This is a genomic window from Photorhabdus kleinii (assembly GCF_025384885.1).
GTDB lineage: Bacteria > Pseudomonadota > Gammaproteobacteria > Enterobacterales > Enterobacteriaceae > Photorhabdus > Photorhabdus kayaii.
The window spans coordinates 60103-77380 of sequence record NZ_JAJAFY010000014.1 but is presented as its reverse complement, the minus strand read 5'-3'; the positions used below and the strand labels follow the sequence as shown (position 1 = coordinate 77380).

The window sequence follows — 17278 nt, the reverse complement described above, 5'->3', positions numbered from 1 at the left end:
AATAAAGTAAATTAAACGGGCTACCTGATACATTGACACCTTGATGATCAAGGTATACGATGCCGTTATGAACAAGCCAAAGAAAACACTTAACACTGTTGGACGAACGACAGTGGACTACACTGATAGAATGTATTGGAATGGCATCATTAAGATGAGCTTATCCAAATTTTTCATTCTCAGTGTTCTACAACAACGGCCTATGCACGGTTACGAAATTGCCCGTGAGGTTGAACGTTCTACCCAAGGGTGTTGTTCACCTACCGAAGGTACAATTTATCCGGTGCTGCGTGAATTTGAGCAGGGGGAGTATGTAACGGTACACAATGAAACCGTTGCAGGTCGTGGACGTAAAGTATACACATTAACAGATAAAGGGCGGACAGCTTTTACTGTCGCTGTAGAAGCTTGGATGGAAGTCGCCGCACATATCAATCGTCAGCCATGACGATTTTTTTTGACTTAATACATTGTACATCTATGCATTGATCAGAAATATGAGGAATCTATTGTAAATCTGGCGCCAAATTACCGAAACGTAATATCAGCCTATTAATGATTTAATTTGGAGGAAATAAATATGAACGAACAATCGATTAAACAGCGAATCGAAGACATACAACACTATTATGGCAAAACCCTGTCTAGTAGAGAGGATCTTGCTATAAATGTATGCACTGTGGACAACACCACTTCAGACAGAATCAAAGAAATTCTTAAGCTTATTCATCCTGATGTACAGAAGCGTTTTTATGGTTGTGGTACGCCTTTTCCTCCCTTGCTAGAAGGAACGACAGTATTAGACTTGGGATGTGGGAGTGGGCGTGATTGTTTTATTCTGTCTCACCTTGTAGGTACCGAGGGTAAAGTTATTGGTATTGACGCAACAGCAGAACAAATCGAATTTTCCCAGCGTTTTGTGGATTACCATCGTCAAATCTTTGACTATTCATCCACCAATGTGCATTTTCAGCAAGGCTATATCGAGTCACTAGAACAACTTAATTTACCACCTGAAAGTATAGACGTTATCGTTTCAAACTGTGTCATCAATCTATCTGTATCTAAAGCAAGTGTGTTGGCTGGTATGGCCCGTTTACTCAAATCGGGTGGTGAAATCTATTTTTCTGACATTTTTTTAGATAGAAGACTGGACCAATCACTGAAAAATGACCAACAAATTGTTTGTGAGTGTATCGGTGACGCATTGTACTTTGAAGATTTCATACGGCTAGCAAGAACAGCCGGTTTTAATGATGTTCGTGTCATTAATAGCAGTTTGAAATCCATAAACAATAAGGAGATTGAGGAAAAACTAGGCGGTGCAAAACTGTATTCAATGACGCTGAGGCTGTTCAAATTAGATTTAGAAGACCGTTGTGAGGATTATGGTCAAGTTGCCATTTACAAAGGCAATTTACCAGATGCACCGGATCAGTTTGTGCTTGATCGAGAACATATTTTTGAGACAGGCAGAGCAGTCCCTGTATGCCGCAATACCGCCGATATGATCACCAAAAGCCGTTACCATACACTTTTTGATTTAATGGGTGACGGGAAGAAACATTATGGTCTTTTCAACGGTGGAAGGCCGCAGCATTTTGATGCTGATGGCAAAGTTATGCAAATTTATGCACCAAGTGGCTGTGGTTGTTAGAGTAAATGCTTCCAAATAGCAAAAAGCCTTGCAGCAAGGACTGTAAGGCTTCTCTATTTCTTTAAGTCTGCGGCTTATTTGACAGCCCCAAACTCTAAATTGGTCGGCGAGAGAGGATTCGAACCTCCGACCCACTGGTCCCAAACCAGTTGCGCTACCAAGCTGCGCTACTCGCCGAAAACGAGGCGAATCTTACTGCGCTCGCTACAGGCCGTCAATACCTTTTTGATAATCATAGGTTAGTCGCTGATAAAAACAACTGAACCTCAGTTATGTCGCACTTTCTCACAGATTTCACATCACGCTTAAATTGACTTGAATATCTTGGCTGACGCATCAGATACCAAGCTGATCGAATAAATCGTCAGCATCCTTTGCTTGATGAATGTCTTCACCACGATCACTCTTAGCCAAAGTTTCGGCAGTCAATTTATTAGAGGTATTAAGTTCCGGCTATCGCATTTCACAACAGCCGGAATTGACTATTTCAGGTCATTATTGCAGTAACGAAATATCCGCAACTCTCAGGAACAGGTCCCGCAATTCACTTAACAAAGTTAAGCGATTCACACGCACCTGCTGGTCTTCATCCATTACCATTACATTGTCGAAGAAAGCATCGACAACTTCACGCAGAGAAGCCAATTCAATCAGTGCTTCCTGATAGCGCCCTTCGGCAAACAAAGGCGTCAGCTTACCCTGTAAAACTATCAGATGCGTTGCCAGTTTCACCTCTTCTGGCGCTTTCAACGCAGAAACATCTACTTTCTCGTTCAATGTCTCTTCAGACTTAGCCAGAATGTTAGAAACGCGCTTATTCGCCGCGGCCAACGCTGCGGCTTCATCCAATGTACGGAAATGAGTGACCGCTTTAACACGGGCATCGAAATCAGCGGGTTGCGTTGGACGACGCGCCAATACAGCCTGAATGGTATCAATGCTGTAACCCTGCTCCTGATACCATGCACGGAAACGGCCAAGCATAAACTCAACCACGTCATCAGTGACTTTGGCATTCGTCAGCTTATCGCCGTACAAACGAACCGCTTCTTCTGTCAGTGTCTGCAAATCCAACGGCAGTTTTTTCTCAACGATAATACGCAAAGCCCCCAGCGCAGCACGACGCAGTGCAAACGGATCTTTATCGCCTTTCGGATGCTGACCAATGCCAAAAATACCCGCCAGAGTATCCATTTTGTCTGCAAGGGCTAATGCACAGGAAACACCCGTAGAAGGCAGCTCATCACCGGCAAAACGCGGCTGATACTGCTCATTCAGCGCCAGAGCGATATCTTCCGCTTCACCGTCATGACGAGCGTAATGCATTCCCATCACACCCTGAGTATCAGTGAACTCGAACACCATATTGGTCATCAGGTCACATTTGGACAACAGACCCGCACGGGTGGCGTAATTAACATCAGCCCCAATCTTCTCTGCAACCCAACCAGCCAAAGCCTGAATACGATCCGTCTTATCGCGCAAAGTACCAAGCTGTTTCTGGAACAGAACGGTTTCCAAACGTGGCAAGTTGTCTTCCAAACGCTGTTTACGATCCGTCTTAAAAAAGAATTCCGCATCAGCCAGACGAGGACGAACCACTTTTTCGTTACCAGAAATGATTTGTTGTGGATCAGAAGATTCAATGTTGGCAACAAAGATAAAGTTCGCCATCAACTTGCCCGCATTGTCGTAAACCGGGAAGTATTTCTGGTCACCTTTCATGGTGTAAACCAATGCTTCGGCTGGTACTTCGAGGAATTTCTCTTCAAATTTCGCCGTCAGCACAACCGGCCATTCAACCAATGAAGCGACTTCTTCCAACAAGCTGTCACTGATATCCGCAATGCCACCCAGTTTAACCGCCGCTTGTTCCACATCCTGTTTAATGAGCGCCTTACGGGTTTCATAATCCGCGATCACTTTACCGCGTTGCTGCAAAATTGCCGGATACTGTTCCGCATTGTCAATCGTGAATTCAGGCTCACCCATAAAACGATGACCACGAATGACACGCGCGGATTTGATACCCAGAATGTCACCTTCAATCAGTTCATCACCAAACAACATGGTAACGGTATGCACCGGGCGAACAAACTGAGTCTCTTTATCGCTCCAACGCATTAATTTAGGTATCGGCAACTTACTCAGCGCGTGATTGACCATACCCGACAATAGCTCTGTTGCACGGCGGCCTTTTACCAGCGCGCGATACAGTAACCATTCGCCTTTATCTGTCACCAAACGTTCAGCCTGAGAAACCGTAATACCACAGCCACGAGCCCAACCTTCAGCCGCTTTTGTCGGTTTACCCTCCGCATCAAATGCCTGAGCAATCGCCGGGCCACGTTTTTCTACTTCACGGTCAGCCTGCGCTTCATCCAGATTGGCGATTTTCAGTGCCAGACGACGCGGCGTTGCAAACCAGCTCACTTCACCATACGCTAAATTCGCGTTATCCAACTCCACCGCAAAATTAGCAGCAAATGCTTCAGCCAGTGAACGAAGAGCCTTCGGCGGCAACTCTTCTGTGCCGATTTCCACCAGGAAAGTCTGTTGAGTCATGACAGCCTCTTAGTTCTGATTCTTTTTACACATAGGGAAGCCCAGTGCCTCGCGGGAGGCATAATAAGCTTCAGCAACAGCTTTGGTCAGGGTGCGGATACGCAGGATATAGCGCTGACGTTCAGTCACCGAGATAGCTTTACGGGCATCCAATAAGTTGAATGTATGACCCGCTTTGAGAATACGTTCATAAGCTGGCAATGGTAGCGGCGTTTCCAGCGCCAGCAGCTCCTGAGCTTCTTTTTCATATTGCTCGAAGCAGCTAAACAGGAAATCAACATCCGCATACTCAAAGTTATAAGTAGATTGTTCTACTTCATTCTGATGATAAATATCACCATAAGTGGTTTTACCCAACGGACCATCGGACCAAACTAGGTCGTAAACACTGTCCACGCCCTGGATATACATCGCCAGACGCTCAAGACCGTAAGTAATCTCGCCGGTTACTGGCTTACACTCAAGGCCGCCTACCTGTTGGAAGTAAGTAAACTGAGTCACTTCCATCCCGTTAAGCCACACTTCCCAGCCCAATCCCCAAGCACCTAACGTTGGGTTTTCCCAGTTATCTTCAACAAAACGGATATCGTGAACTGTCGGGTCCAACCCCAATTCTTTCAGCGAACCCAGATATAATTCCTGAATATTGTCTGGTGACGGCTTAATAATGACCTGAAACTGATAGTAATGTTGTAAGCGATTCGGGTTTTCACCATAACGGCCATCTGTCGGACGACGGGAAGGTTGCACATAAGCCGCCGCAATTGGCTCCGGGCCAAGTGCACGCAGGCAAGTGATTGGATGAGAAGTGCCCGCGCCGACTTCCATGTCCAGTGGTTGGACAATGGTGCAGCCCTGGCGCGCCCAATAATCCTGTAAGGTCAGGATCAGCCCCTGAAAGGTCTTGGTATCAAACTTTTGCATGTTGGATCCGCACGCGATACATATGAATTTGAAAGGAAGTCGGTCAGTATACCCTTTGACCTTAAGATATACAGCCCTGAATTCGCTCTCAATTCCGCCCTGAAATAAAAAAATCTTAATCTGGCTATTTTGCTTGTATATATATACAGTTAAAGTACAGTCAATTATTAACCATCAACATCGGGAATAATCATCATGGAACTAACACGCTGTAATTGGGTGACCTCTGATCCTGAATATCTGGCTTACCATGACAATGAATGGGGAAAACCACAAGAAAATAGCCAAAAGCTGTTTGAAATGATTTGTCTGGAAGGCCAGCAATCCGGGCTATCATGGCTGACTATCCTGAAAAAACGTGAGGGCTATCGCCAATGTTTTCATCAGTTTGATCCGGTAAAAATTGCCGTCATGGATGAAAATGATGTGGCACGGCTGATGCTTGATCCTGCTATTGTCCGCAATCGCGCCAAAATTAACGCTATTATCAACAATGCGCGGGCATATCTTAAAATGCAACAACAGGGTGAAGAATTCAGCATCTTTATCTGGCGTTTTGTTGATAACAAACCGATTATTAATCAGTGGAAAACCATCACAGAGGTGCCGGTAAAAACAGATCTTTCAGATGAGTTATCACAAGCACTGAAAAAAAGGGGGTTCAAATTTATCGGCAGTACCACTTGCTATGCATTTATGCAGGCAACAGGCTTGGTCAATGACCATATAACTGACTGTTTATGTAGAAAATAAATTCAGTGAATTACAATAGCCCCAAGATTAACACCAATAATAAAACTGGATATTAACCAAACATTTAGCTCTTTATTTTAAATGTTAAATTAAATGCCATATTAAATAATTAATAGTCATAATTTTCCAGATTGCACCTCGATAATGCGAAGGGTATGGTGTTATTTCTTCTAATTTAAATAACACACCGACAACGAACACGGCTATGATTTTTTCTCAATTCGGTAACAAGTTTACACAAGACGCAGGTATAACCCGCCTGATGAATGACCTTAATCAAGGGTTGCGGACACCTGGTGCAATTATGCTGGGCGGTGGTAATCCTGCACATATCCCGGAAATGGATGACTATTTTCAGCAATTACTGACTGAAATGGTCGCAAGCGGCCAACTCACGGAAACACTATGCAACTATGATGGCCCTCAGGGTAAAGATACGCTAATTCGAGCATTGGCAGAGATGCTACGCGAAAAACTTGGCTGGGAAATTGGTACACAAAATATTGCCCTGACCAATGGCAGCCAGAGCGCATTTTTCTATCTGTTTAACCTGCTGGCCGGGCGCAGTGAAGATGGCTCTACCCGTAAGGTACTATTTCCACTGGCACCGGAATATATTGGTTATTCTGACTCAGGGCTGGATGAAGGCTTATTTGTTGCCAATAAACCCAATATTGAATTATTGCCAGAAGGCCAATTCAAATACCGTGTTGATTTTGACCATCTCAATATTACCGAAGATATTAGCCTGATCTGTGTTTCTCGCCCAACCAACCCAACGGGTAACGTCATCACTGACGAAGAATTGCAACGGCTGGATTATCTGGCTCAACAACACCAGATTCCATTACTCATTGATAATGCTTATGGCGTGCCATTCCCAGGTATTATTTTTAGCGAAGCTACACCATTGTGGAACCCTAATACTATTCTGTGCATGAGTCTATCCAAATTAGGGCTGCCCGGTTCACGCTGCGGAATCATTATCGCTAACGATAAAATCATCAATGCCGTCAGTAATATGAATGGTATCATCAGCCTTGCGCCGGGCGGTGTCGGCCCCGCAATGGCATTGGAAATGATCCGTCGCAATGACCTGCTTCGTTTGTCACAGGACATTATCCGCCCGTTCTATCAACAACGGGTTCAGGACGTGATTCAGATTATCCGTCGTTATCTGCCGGTAGAACTTTGCCTTATCCATAAACCAGAAGGCGCCATTTTTTTGTGGCTGTGGTTTAAAAATCTGCCGATAACCACAGAAACACTTTATCAAAGACTGAAAAAACGTGGTGTGTTAATGGTTCCAGGTCACTATTTCTTCCCCGGACTGGAACAAGACTGGCCGCATGCTCATGAATGCATGCGTATGAATTATGTTCCTGATCCGGAAAGTATTGCAAAAGGGATTGCGATTCTGGCAGAAGAAATTGAGCAGGCACATCAGCAAGCAGCCTGAAATCAATGTAATCAAATCAATAATGTAATTAAATCAATATAGTAAAAAAGCTCCTGCTCGGAAATGCAGGAGCAAAATGATAACGAGGACTTTACATAATTATTTTCAGAATTTGTAGAATGCTTTGTGCATAAAGAAGAGAAAGAAACACTCCTTGTTTGCCCACTCTCCTTAAGCAGCCTCTATTCAATCAGAAATTTCTAAATCCAATGCCTCGAATAGGCGTGTTTTTGTGCGTTTACTGATGGCTAATGCAAGAGTACATTACGCATTAATGAGATTTTCAGCCGATATGCCAAACTGCTTATTCAGTTTCCAAATTATTTATGTCTTTTACTATAAAGCCCAAAAAAGCACCGCCAATAATTGTGGCGACATAATCCTCAAAAACATTGCCAGCGGATAAACCGTCGCATAAGAAAGCGCCGCAGCCCCATTAGTACTGTGAATAGCATTAGCAAAAGCCAACGCGGGGGGATCAGTCATTGACCCGGCAAGTACCCCACATAAGCTAAGATAATTCATTTTAGCGACTATACGGGCCAGAATACCGACTGTGAGTAACGGAATAATCGTAATTAAAACGCCATAACCTACCCAAATCAGACCATCCCCATATATAAGAGTGTTAATAAAATCACCACCAGATTTCAGCCCAACAACAGCAAGAAACATCACAATACCCAATTCACGCAATGCAAGATTAGCACTGGGAGGCATGAACCAATATAGCTTACCAATGGTCCCTATTCGCCCCAAAATCAAAGCGATCACCAATGGTCCACCTGCTAGTCCAAGGCGCAAAGCAACGGGGAAACCCGGAATAAACAACGGAATTGATCCCAGTAATACCCCAAGACCAATCCCGATAAATACAGGCAACATCTGTACTTGCTGGAGTTTATGTTTTGCATTGCCTAACAGAGAAGCTACCGCTTCAATAGATTCAGGGCGACCAACAATATTTAAAATATCACCAAACTGTAAGCTAGCATTATTACTGGCAACCAATTCAACCCCCGCACGGTTTAATCGGGTAACAACCACATCATATTTTTGCTTAAGATTCAGTTCACGTATCCGTTTACTCAACACTGCGTCATTAGTCACAACCACTTTGGCAGATTGCAACGTATTACTTGATGTAGACAGAGAAATATCCACTTCCTCACCCAACACCAATCTAACTTTATCCAAATCTTCCCGATGACCCACCAAATATAGGAGATCCCCACTCTGAATCACTGTGGTGGATGAAGGCACCATAAGCAAATCGTCACGTTTCAAGCGAGAACAAACCACATTATCACGGTTAAGTAGGGGAATATCCTGCATACATAACCCATTCAAGTTTGGGTTACGAACTGCAATATTCATGGTTTGCAAAATTTCGCGACTACAACCATTTTGGCTATCAAATTCTTTAACTTCACGTTCAATATTCACTTTGAAAAATAGCCGTACCAACCACATCACCAGTAAAATACCGCAAATCCCCATTGGGTACGCCATTGCGTATCCCATGCCCATTTGGCTGACAAGGGCAGAATCTGAACCAAGATCCGTCAGAATTTGTTGACCGGCGCCGAGAGAGGGAGTATTCGTCACCGCACCAGAGAAAATACCCAGAATAATTGGCAAAGGAACATGAAACAGTTTATGAATAATCGCCGTTACCAACCCACCGATAATCACAATGAATACCGCCAGGCCATTCAGTTTCAGTCCCGATCGTCGTAATGAAGAGAAAAAACCCGGCCCTACTTGGATACCAATGGTGTAAACAAACAGAATCAAACCGAATTCCTGAATAAAATGCAGCATATCGCTGCTCAATGTCAGTTCATAAGTTTGAGCAAAATGACCGACGATAATACCACCAAACAGCACACCACCAATACCTAATCCAACTTCATATATTTTCCAGTTTCCAATCCACAATCCAAATGCAGCAGCTAATGCCAACATACTCACTGTAAGAGCAATATCACTCATAACCCGTTTCCTTTACCAAAAGTTAAAAAACCGGGAGATTAGTTCTGTTTACTCTCTGATTCTGTCAGAAATTAAATAGCCGTTATGTGGTTAATCACACAAATTATAAGGATTTATCACCCCCCAAAGGAGCACAACACTCATTAGAACGTTATTATTAACAGACAAAAGCCAAATCGTTTTAGCCTTAAAATTATTTAAGTTATATACCCTATGGATTTCAAGATGCATCGCGACGGCAAAGGAGCGAATCCCCGGGAGCATAGCGAACGATGTGACCGGGGTGAGTGCAGCCAACAAAGAGGCAACTTGAAAGATAACGGGTATAAGCTATTCAAATCATTATGATGACTTACATTATTTTTTATTAATTAAAAAACAGAAAAAAATCCTGTTACATAAAAAATTCACGACTTTTTGATATCAGTGCTATGGTCAATGTTGCATGACGTGATTATAGTGATTGATGTCAAAGCTCTTCATTAAGAGATTTGGGAAAATAAAAATCACCCAACAAACTTATGCAAGAGCAAACTATTTCAGCGGCTTAGCCATACGAGATCGATAGAACCGATGAAGAGTAATAAATTAATTCTATTTTGCGTCACATTAGGATGGTTGTTAATCAGCGGGTGTACCAGCATCATGACACATTCAGGGCCTAGCCGCGGTTATTATCCCGGAGCTAAAGCTAACATTGAAATGTTAAAAGACAAAGATACGGGTTGGGTAATGAAACCATTACTCGCGATTGATCTGCCTTTTTCTGCGCTATTAGATACTCTCTTATTACCTTATGACTATATAAAATCTGACGAAGATCAATCAACAAGTTCACCAAAAGAGCGAATTGAAAAAATAGAAAAAGCACAACGTCAAACCAAAACCAATTAATTGATAATCCGTTCCGGTTTATTTATTGCCACCAGCGGAGAGTGAGCTGACGGCAAATATATTTATTTCAATCCGGTTTCCACCAGGAAAATTTGCATATAGCCATCGACTTCACGCATAAATGCAATATGATGACTATCCGGTGAAATCACCACCGCTTCCGCAGCAGGCGCTTTTTCTGTACGCTTCGTCAAACGTTGCATCTGACCATTTTGTACATTGCATAGCATCACGCTGTTATCACAAATAAAAGCAACAAACTGACCACTAGCTTCCCAACTAAAAGCAGATTGAATACCACAGTAACTCTGCGTTATTTGACGAGGCTCTCCACCATTTGGCGATATTGTCCACAATTGCACAATACCATTATCATCTTTCATCAGAAAACCAATCTGTTCACCATTCGGTGAAGCACGCAACCAGTGACGCGGGTTATTCACAACTCCCGGCCAACGTTTGTGGCTGGTCAATGTCAAACGACGCTGCATTACACTGGCAGGCGGCGCGGGTAACGTTGTTTCCGTACCTTCCAGCAGTTTTCCCCCTGCTACCGCATAATCAGCATCCTGTTCAGGTAGATCAACGATATAAACTTCCGGTACTTTTTCCCCTGTTGCAGAAATGGTATCGCCAATAAATGCCAACGCCCAACGCTGCCAATTACCATCCGCTTTACGATATCCTGCTTGACCTACCCAACATTCTTCATAGGCGCGGTTAATATCATCACTGCCCGGCTCCGGCTGAAAAGCAGCAGTACTAACCACAACGGAGAAATAGCTACCATCATATTCACGGGGATGGTGTTTAGGTGGTTCAACTGGTTTCAGGGGCACAGCAACAGCGATATTGCGCAAATCCAGCACTGGATCAAGCTCATGCATAACATGGTCGTTATAAGTAAAGCTCAGGCGGCTACCATCTGGGCTGAATACATGAACGTGACTGCCTCCACGCAGCGCTCCCGGAGTATAAGGGGCAGTAATATCCATTGCATCCAGCGTAACCGCTTTTCCCGGAGAATCCTCACTGACAATTACGCCCCGACGGTGATGAAAGTCATAGTGCCATTGCTCATCTGGGAATTCTGGCCCATGAATAAACGCATATCGGACAGGTTCTGTTGGGCTGACTGTCACTACGCCAACATGAGCGCCCTCCTTTGCCTGATAGATAATGTCTGTTTTTCCACTCTGTACATGAATTTTTTCTATCGTTAAACCAGTAAAAGAAGCACCATGAGGACGCACATCATAAACTAACCACTGACTGTCTGGTGTCCAGACATTAATATTAGTAAGCTGGTGGCTACGGTTATCTAACGTGATTTGCCGTTCCTGAAAGGCCATTTTATTATCCTTGCATCAGGTTTTTTCGGATAAATAATATTAATCCGAAATGGATGGAACTAAAAAATTTCAGTCGAGACTTTACCACTTCGACATTACTCTTACTTTTTTATGCTACGTACATTTCATTTCTATGTTACTAAGTGTTCTTTATATCATTGGTATTACAGCTGAAGCGATGACCGGGGCTTTAGCCGCCGGCCGCCGTAAAATGGATATGTTCGGCGTGATTATTATTGCTTCCGTAACGGCGATTGGCGGTGGCTCCGTTCGAGATATACTACTAGGGCATTATCCCCTCGGTTGGGTTAAGCACCCTGAATATATCGTCACCGTTGCCTGTGCCGCCGTAATCACCACTTGGGTTGCGCCGATGATGAAACATTTACGCCGCCTGTTTCTGATCCTTGATGCCATTGGCTTGATTGTCTTCTCCATTATTGGCGCACAGATTGCGTTGGATATGAACTATGGCCCAATCATTGCTTCCATTGCGGCAGTTATCACCGGTGTTTTCGGTGGCGTGTTACGCGATATGTTGTGTAACACCATTCCGTTGGTTTTCCAGAAAGAGATCTATGCGGGTGTCTCCTTTACCGCCGCCTGGTTATATATTGGCTTACAGCACACACCGTTACCGCAAAACGGCATTGTTCTGATTACCCTGATCGCCGGTCTGACAGCAAGATTGGTTGCTATTCGCTACCGTCTTGGATTACCGGTCTTTAATTACGAACACTCCGATCACTGAGCCATATCAGCGGGGTTAACCACCACCCCGTTTTCCCGGTCAAAACCTGTTATCCTTGCCACTGACAGTTTTTCCGCGATTGCTTTAATCTGCGTGTCATTGACAAAATCAGACAACTTTTTAAATTGCCCGGTAGTAAGTTGCTGTTTTAACTGTGTTCCGGCTAATTTCTGCTCCAGTTGCAGCCAGTGAACAACATCGTCAGGCAACTTATCCATATAAGGCACTCCAATCCCTTTCATCCAATAGGAAAAAGGCTGATTTTTTGCCTTGCTGAATTGTGAATAAATAGCCTGTGCTCGTTTATCTCCAATTCCCGGTAAGGCAGCAATTTGTTGAACTGAAAGTGCTAACCAACCGGTTAAATCAGTGACTAACTTCTGTTCGGTCAACATTGCCCAACTGCCGCTACTGACACCTGTCATTTGCAGATTTTCACCCAGCCATTTCAGTCGTGCATTAAATTGTTGTTCACAACCCACCGTTAACGTCAAACAACTCAGCGCATGATAACGCTGCTTATCCGGTGGCTGAATATCCTGACGCTCTTTGATCCGCCATACCACCTGAGCTAATTTCGGGATACCATGACCTGCCAATGTAAGCGTCACCCGATCCCCCGGTAATACATCCAACTGTCGCCAACGACGAACAGAACCAATATTGACTCTACTTATCTGCCGATCATCCAGTTTCACCTTATCCAGCCCAAGCACCACTGAGATTTTGCCCGTTCTGCCAATAGTAAAATTAACTTCCCTGACTTGTGTGACCTGATGGCGTAAAGGGTGTTTCCATGCCACAGCCCAACTGTTAGATCCAGACCGCCACTGGTTTCCTTTAGGTTCAATTTCCTGTTTCAGCACGATACCGTCTGTAGCAAAAGGCATGGGTTGTTCAAAATAGTGCATCCGCAGTTTCTGCACCTGCTCTGGTTCCTCTATTTTATGACTGTAGCGAAGCGCCAATGGAAACCCCATATCTGCCAGTTTGCGCAATTTACTTTCCATCTCCGCAGGGCCATCCGGCCAACTCCAGATAAATACACCGACTTGCTTTAATTCTGACGAATGGTCCTTACGCATCATCAAACCCGCAACCCGATTACGAGCGCCATCACTCCCCAATAATTGCTGTCTATGCCCCTCTTTATGCAGAAAGAGTTCTCCTTGCAATACCAAATCAGGTGGAGCATTTTCTATATTCTGCGGAATATCGGGAATATGTCGGCTTTTTGCTGTCCAATTTACCCCTTCGGCACCATTGCCCCGGCTGATTAATGAAACGAGTTTCCCGTTCTGATAAACCAATGTTACCGCTACACCATCAATCTTTGGCTGTAACCAGACAGGTAATCTACCGTGCAACCATCGGTTAATTTCCTGCTTGTCTTTCAGTTTACTTAATCCGGTATGAGCAACCGGATGAACAAGCTTATTATCGGGAAAAACTTCCACAGGAAAATCTGAATGGGGTGCTTGTTTCAGACAGAATTGCCAATGAGTCAGCTCCGCCATTAATTGATCATAAACCTCATCATCGATCTCGCTTATCCCTTTCTGACGATAGAGCTGATCCCAGTGCGCCATCTGTTGCATCAAGCTTTTAGTTTCACGTTGTAATTTGTCCTGCGACCATTCGGGGCAATTCTTTTCTGTATTCGAAACAAAAATTTCAGCCGCAACTATCGGTGAACTGAAAACAATGAACAGAATCAATATCAATAAATTAAGCATCCGTGCTCCCTGGCTATCCATGCATAACGGCAAAATAGAGGATAAAGAGATAGTGTCCAAGGCAGAGATAATAACTTTGCGAAGCGGTTCGAAGAATAAATGCCTAAAATCCCCAAATAACGAATTATCTCTATTCAACTACCAGATAACCCTCAGCAATTCGAAATACAATGTTAACCTCTATGATTGCTTGTTATTTATCAATTACGATTTTTTTAATTTCTGTGCAGAGCTGAGGCCGATGCATCATGCTTCCAGAACCTCAACTACCTGCTCTGTACCACTCATAAAACTAACCAGTTCCCTACGGCCACCTGGGTATTCCTTAATAACCATTCCTGCTGGAGTGTCAAACTCTGCATAATAAATTGGTTCACCCGCATTGAGGTGAGCACGCGCCTCTGAACCATCGTCATTTGCCAGTTGAGCATCAAAGATAGCCATAAAAGTGCGCTCTTGCGCCGGTGACATTTCATCTAAAATCCAAAGCATTAGCTAACTCAGATGTAAAAGCTGAGTATGATGCGCTAGAGCCAAAATTCGAGCTAATTAATACTCTATTACGAATACGGCACGCTGCTGGTTTAACGCAAAATCAAGTTGCACAGCGTATGGGAACGAAAGAAGCGAATATCTCCAGGCTTGAAAAAGGAAATGGAAGCCCAACACTTAAAACACTATTGAACTACGCCAAAGCGTGTAATTGTGAACTGCGTTTTAGCTTCAAAACAACTTAATCCAAACAGTTAATCAATCTATTAAGTATTGTTTTGTTATTGTAAACCATTAACCAATGGCTGAAACAAAGATAATAACTAAGCCTGTCATGTATTAATTTAAAATACCAACTTACCCGCCCTCGGTTATCACCAAAATCGACTTTCAAATAAAGATTAAAAAACAACAATTTAACCAAGCAGCTTGGGAAATAAATATTAAAAACCACATAGAACGGGTATTACGACAAAAACTTAACAACGCCTTATTTCCTGCCTTCCCATTAATTATTACTAAATTAAGTTATTCGTTCACATAGTAATAGTCATAAAGATGTACATCCTCCCTAAATTCTGTAGCTCAAGTCTCATAATTTCAACCCTTACCACTTATAGATAAAAAAATAATCTGAAATCAACTACCAAAAAATTAATTTAGCATTAATCTGAAGTTATCAGCCGATAACTATTTCCTATTATCTTTTTTTAAAAATAATTGCTAATCTTATTTATGTCTTCGTAGCAATAGAAATTCAGCTTAACCCGCAAGGGATAGATTTTATGGCATAGGTTCCCTGTAGGTAAAGGTAAATCCGATATAACCGTAAGTTAGGAGAGTAATATGAATCAAGACGATTTCTCCTCAAACATGAGTTCCAGCAATACTCTTACATGAACGAAACCGTGTAATAACAACCTGCACGGGTGACCCGATGCAGAGAATAATCATCTGAAAAAGGAGGGCCCTTAAAAGGCCAATACAATCTGGCCGGGACAGGGTTATCACAAAGAATGAAAATTTTTAATATGGCAACCGGGGAGCTATCCCCATCAGAGTATTATTATACTCTTGCTACACCCCCTTGGAACGCAGTGTGGGCAGTCAAAGCTCTCGGGAATCCGGTGATAAATGGGAAAGACAACAGGGGTAAGCCAATTCGTTACCCAGAATTCCGTACCAGTACCTTATTCAATGTCTTTCCGCCAGTACTAGATTATAATTTTCCAGAGCTGATAGGAGGCGATATGACGCTGGAACAAGGCAGGTTCTGGATAAATGCACAAAACAGCATCTTCAAGGTCCCACATGTGGTCACAGGTAAGTATATCTGTCAGATGATTGCCAAACGTAAAGATGGACGTCCAGGGAAAGCCACAGCAATCCTCAAGATGGATGCTAACGTTGTAAATTATATATTCTACAGGTTCAAGGGAGACAAAAACGTTATGGAATCTAGCGTGAACGACCTGATTTACACAGTAAGCTGCCGAGGGACCGGATTTTCATGGGAGCGTAAACCCGAAGAGAAATTTGAGTTGGAAAGTAAGTGGGAAAACGCGGTACCGTCAATTAAAATGCAAGACACTAACGATTGGATTTATGATGTTGCTTTCTGGACGCCACCATACAACAATCCAAATGGTCAGTTTAAAGACCCAGCCATCCTGAGACCTAATAGCTAACCTGGAGAAGCCAGATCCCTGTAATAACCCAGATAACCTATCCGGAATGAGAAGGCAGGTAGCAGCAATAAATAAAAATCTTTAACAGAACAACCGGGGAGTCATCCCCGGTTGAGCACTCAATGAATACGGATAAATATACTGAGCTATCATTTACCCTGTTTCTTATTAATATGAAATATATTAAAATAGATAATCCGTTTCCGTAACGGTCAGTTTTTACATAAATCATTTAAATATCACTATTCGGAAATTAATTCCTCCTGACTTGCCTCATTCACACTTATCCATATTATCGACTTACTTATTCATGCCACTCTTACAATATTTTTATTTCAATTGCTATATATTGCAAAATGGTGGTGTGATCACCTTGGGAAATAATGCTGATTGTCAATCAGTGACTGCTCCCCGCCGTAAAAAACGGTGAGGCTTCTCACTTCTCAGGCCGCCACCGTCTTTATGACGGATTTAGCTGGCCTCCATGGGCAGAAACGACGAGTCCCGCCGCTGCGGCTTTGTATTCCAGTTTCATGAGGAAGCTATTCCAGCCCGCATCCCCCGATAACGCGGGCAAGCTGGTGATCCTTCATTATATTGGCCGATTTCAGCGTCTCATTAATTTGAAATATTAGCTTACCTGCCCTCTGTTATTACCAAATTAAGTTACTCGTTCACGTAATAATAGTCATAAAGATGTATATCCCCGCTAAATTCCTCTGCCTAAATCTCATTATTACCACTCTTGTGATCTATCTGTAGAAAATAATCTAAAAACCACTACCAACAATCAGGTGTAGCATTAACCTAAGGTTATCAGCCGATAACTTTTTTCTATTAGATTTTTACTTAAATAATGTCTAATATTATTCATGTCAGTAGAAATTCAGTTTAACCTGCAAGGGATAGGTTTTATGGCATAGGTTCCCCTGTGGGTAAAAGGTAAATCCAATATAACCTTAATTAGGAGAGCAATATGAAGGATATTGTCAGCCTAAACTCAACAAGTTTT

Annotated in this window: 14 protein-coding genes and 1 tRNA gene; 8 read left to right on the top strand and 7 right to left on the bottom strand. The window is 43.1% G+C overall.

Translation table 11 applies throughout. The features are described from left to right. Positions 1-67 precede the first annotated feature (67 nt). Both LG003_RS09605 and LG003_RS09600 read left to right on the top strand, forming a co-directional pair. Positions 68-448: a PadR family transcriptional regulator gene (locus tag LG003_RS09605; protein WP_205068649.1), complete on the top strand. Its 381-nt coding sequence runs from the start codon at positions 68-70 to the stop codon at positions 446-448. 132 nt (positions 449-580) lie between these two features. Then, on the top strand, positions 581-1657 hold the full coding sequence (locus LG003_RS09600) for a methyltransferase domain-containing protein (protein ID WP_262980610.1): 1077 nt from the start codon (positions 581-583) through the stop codon (positions 1655-1657). A gap of 100 nt (positions 1658-1757) precedes the next feature. Here LG003_RS09600 and LG003_RS09595 read toward each other — a convergent pair. From LG003_RS09595 to glyQ, 3 genes are all read right to left on the bottom strand, one after another. Next, a tRNA-Pro gene (locus LG003_RS09595) sits at positions 1758-1834 on the bottom strand. Between the two features lie 318 nt (positions 1835-2152). Continuing rightward, positions 2153-4222 (bottom strand): glycine--tRNA ligase subunit beta, encoded by a 2070-nt coding sequence (gene glyS, locus LG003_RS09590; protein ID WP_262980609.1) that lies wholly within the window; start codon positions 4220-4222, stop codon positions 2153-2155. A gap of 9 nt (positions 4223-4231) precedes the next feature. Beyond that, positions 4232-5146 carry a glycine--tRNA ligase subunit alpha gene (gene glyQ / locus LG003_RS09585; protein WP_112878606.1) on the bottom strand — a complete coding sequence of 305 codons (915 nt, stop codon included), beginning with the start codon at positions 5144-5146 and terminating at the stop codon, positions 4232-4234. A gap of 195 nt (positions 5147-5341) precedes the next feature. Between glyQ and LG003_RS09580 the strand changes: the two genes are divergently transcribed. Continuing rightward, the gene (locus tag LG003_RS09580) at positions 5342-5899 is read left to right on the top strand and encodes a DNA-3-methyladenine glycosylase I (protein ID WP_112878607.1); all 558 of its coding nucleotides are present in this window, start codon (positions 5342-5344) and stop codon (positions 5897-5899) included. A 205-nt stretch (positions 5900-6104) separates the two neighbouring features. Continuing rightward, complete coding sequence (locus tag LG003_RS09575) at positions 6105-7358, top strand: valine--pyruvate transaminase (protein WP_262980608.1); 1254 nt, start codon at positions 6105-6107, stop codon at positions 7356-7358. Positions 7359-7694: 336 nt separating this feature from the next. On the opposite strand, the gene LG003_RS09570 is transcribed toward LG003_RS09575, so the two are convergent. Next, a complete protein-coding gene (locus tag LG003_RS09570; RefSeq protein WP_262980607.1) occupies positions 7695-9353 on the bottom strand; it encodes a putative transporter in 1659 nt (552 codons plus the stop codon). Positions 9354-9926: 573 nt separating this feature from the next. Between LG003_RS09570 and LG003_RS09565 the strand changes: the two genes are divergently transcribed. Beyond that, positions 9927-10247: a YceK/YidQ family lipoprotein gene (locus tag LG003_RS09565; RefSeq protein ID WP_112878610.1), complete on the top strand. Its 321-nt coding sequence runs from the start codon at positions 9927-9929 to the stop codon at positions 10245-10247. A 62-nt stretch (positions 10248-10309) separates the two neighbouring features. On the opposite strand, the gene LG003_RS09560 is transcribed toward LG003_RS09565, so the two are convergent. Then, positions 10310-11599, bottom strand: coding sequence for a DUF3748 domain-containing protein (locus LG003_RS09560; protein ID WP_262980606.1), 1290 nt, complete (start codon positions 11597-11599; stop codon positions 10310-10312). A 133-nt stretch (positions 11600-11732) separates the two neighbouring features. On the opposite strand from LG003_RS09560, the gene LG003_RS09555 reads away from it, so the two are divergent. Then, the gene (locus LG003_RS09555; RefSeq protein ID WP_112878612.1) at positions 11733-12350 is read left to right on the top strand and encodes a trimeric intracellular cation channel family protein; all 618 of its coding nucleotides are present in this window, start codon (positions 11733-11735) and stop codon (positions 12348-12350) included. On the opposite strand, the gene ligB is transcribed toward LG003_RS09555, so the two are convergent. Both ligB and LG003_RS09545 read right to left on the bottom strand, forming a co-directional pair. After that, the gene (gene ligB / locus LG003_RS09550) at positions 12344-14086 is read right to left on the bottom strand and encodes an NAD-dependent DNA ligase LigB (protein ID WP_262980605.1); all 1743 of its coding nucleotides are present in this window, start codon (positions 14084-14086) and stop codon (positions 12344-12346) included. The two genes, LG003_RS09555 and ligB, sit on opposite strands and share 7 nt — an antisense overlap. 246 nt (positions 14087-14332) lie before the next feature. After that, a complete protein-coding gene (locus tag LG003_RS09545) occupies positions 14333-14557 on the bottom strand; it encodes a hypothetical protein (protein WP_036846160.1) in 225 nt (74 codons plus the stop codon). Between LG003_RS09545 and LG003_RS09540 the strand changes: the two genes are divergently transcribed. Both LG003_RS09540 and LG003_RS09535 read left to right on the top strand, forming a co-directional pair. After that, on the top strand, positions 14551-14823 hold the full coding sequence (locus LG003_RS09540) for a helix-turn-helix domain-containing protein (protein ID WP_036846162.1): 273 nt from the start codon (positions 14551-14553) through the stop codon (positions 14821-14823). The genes LG003_RS09545 and LG003_RS09540 overlap by 7 nt on opposite strands. 1005 nt (positions 14824-15828) lie before the next feature. Beyond that, complete coding sequence (locus LG003_RS09535) at positions 15829-16266, top strand: hypothetical protein (protein WP_262980604.1); 438 nt, start codon at positions 15829-15831, stop codon at positions 16264-16266. Positions 16267-17278 lie beyond the last annotated feature (1012 nt).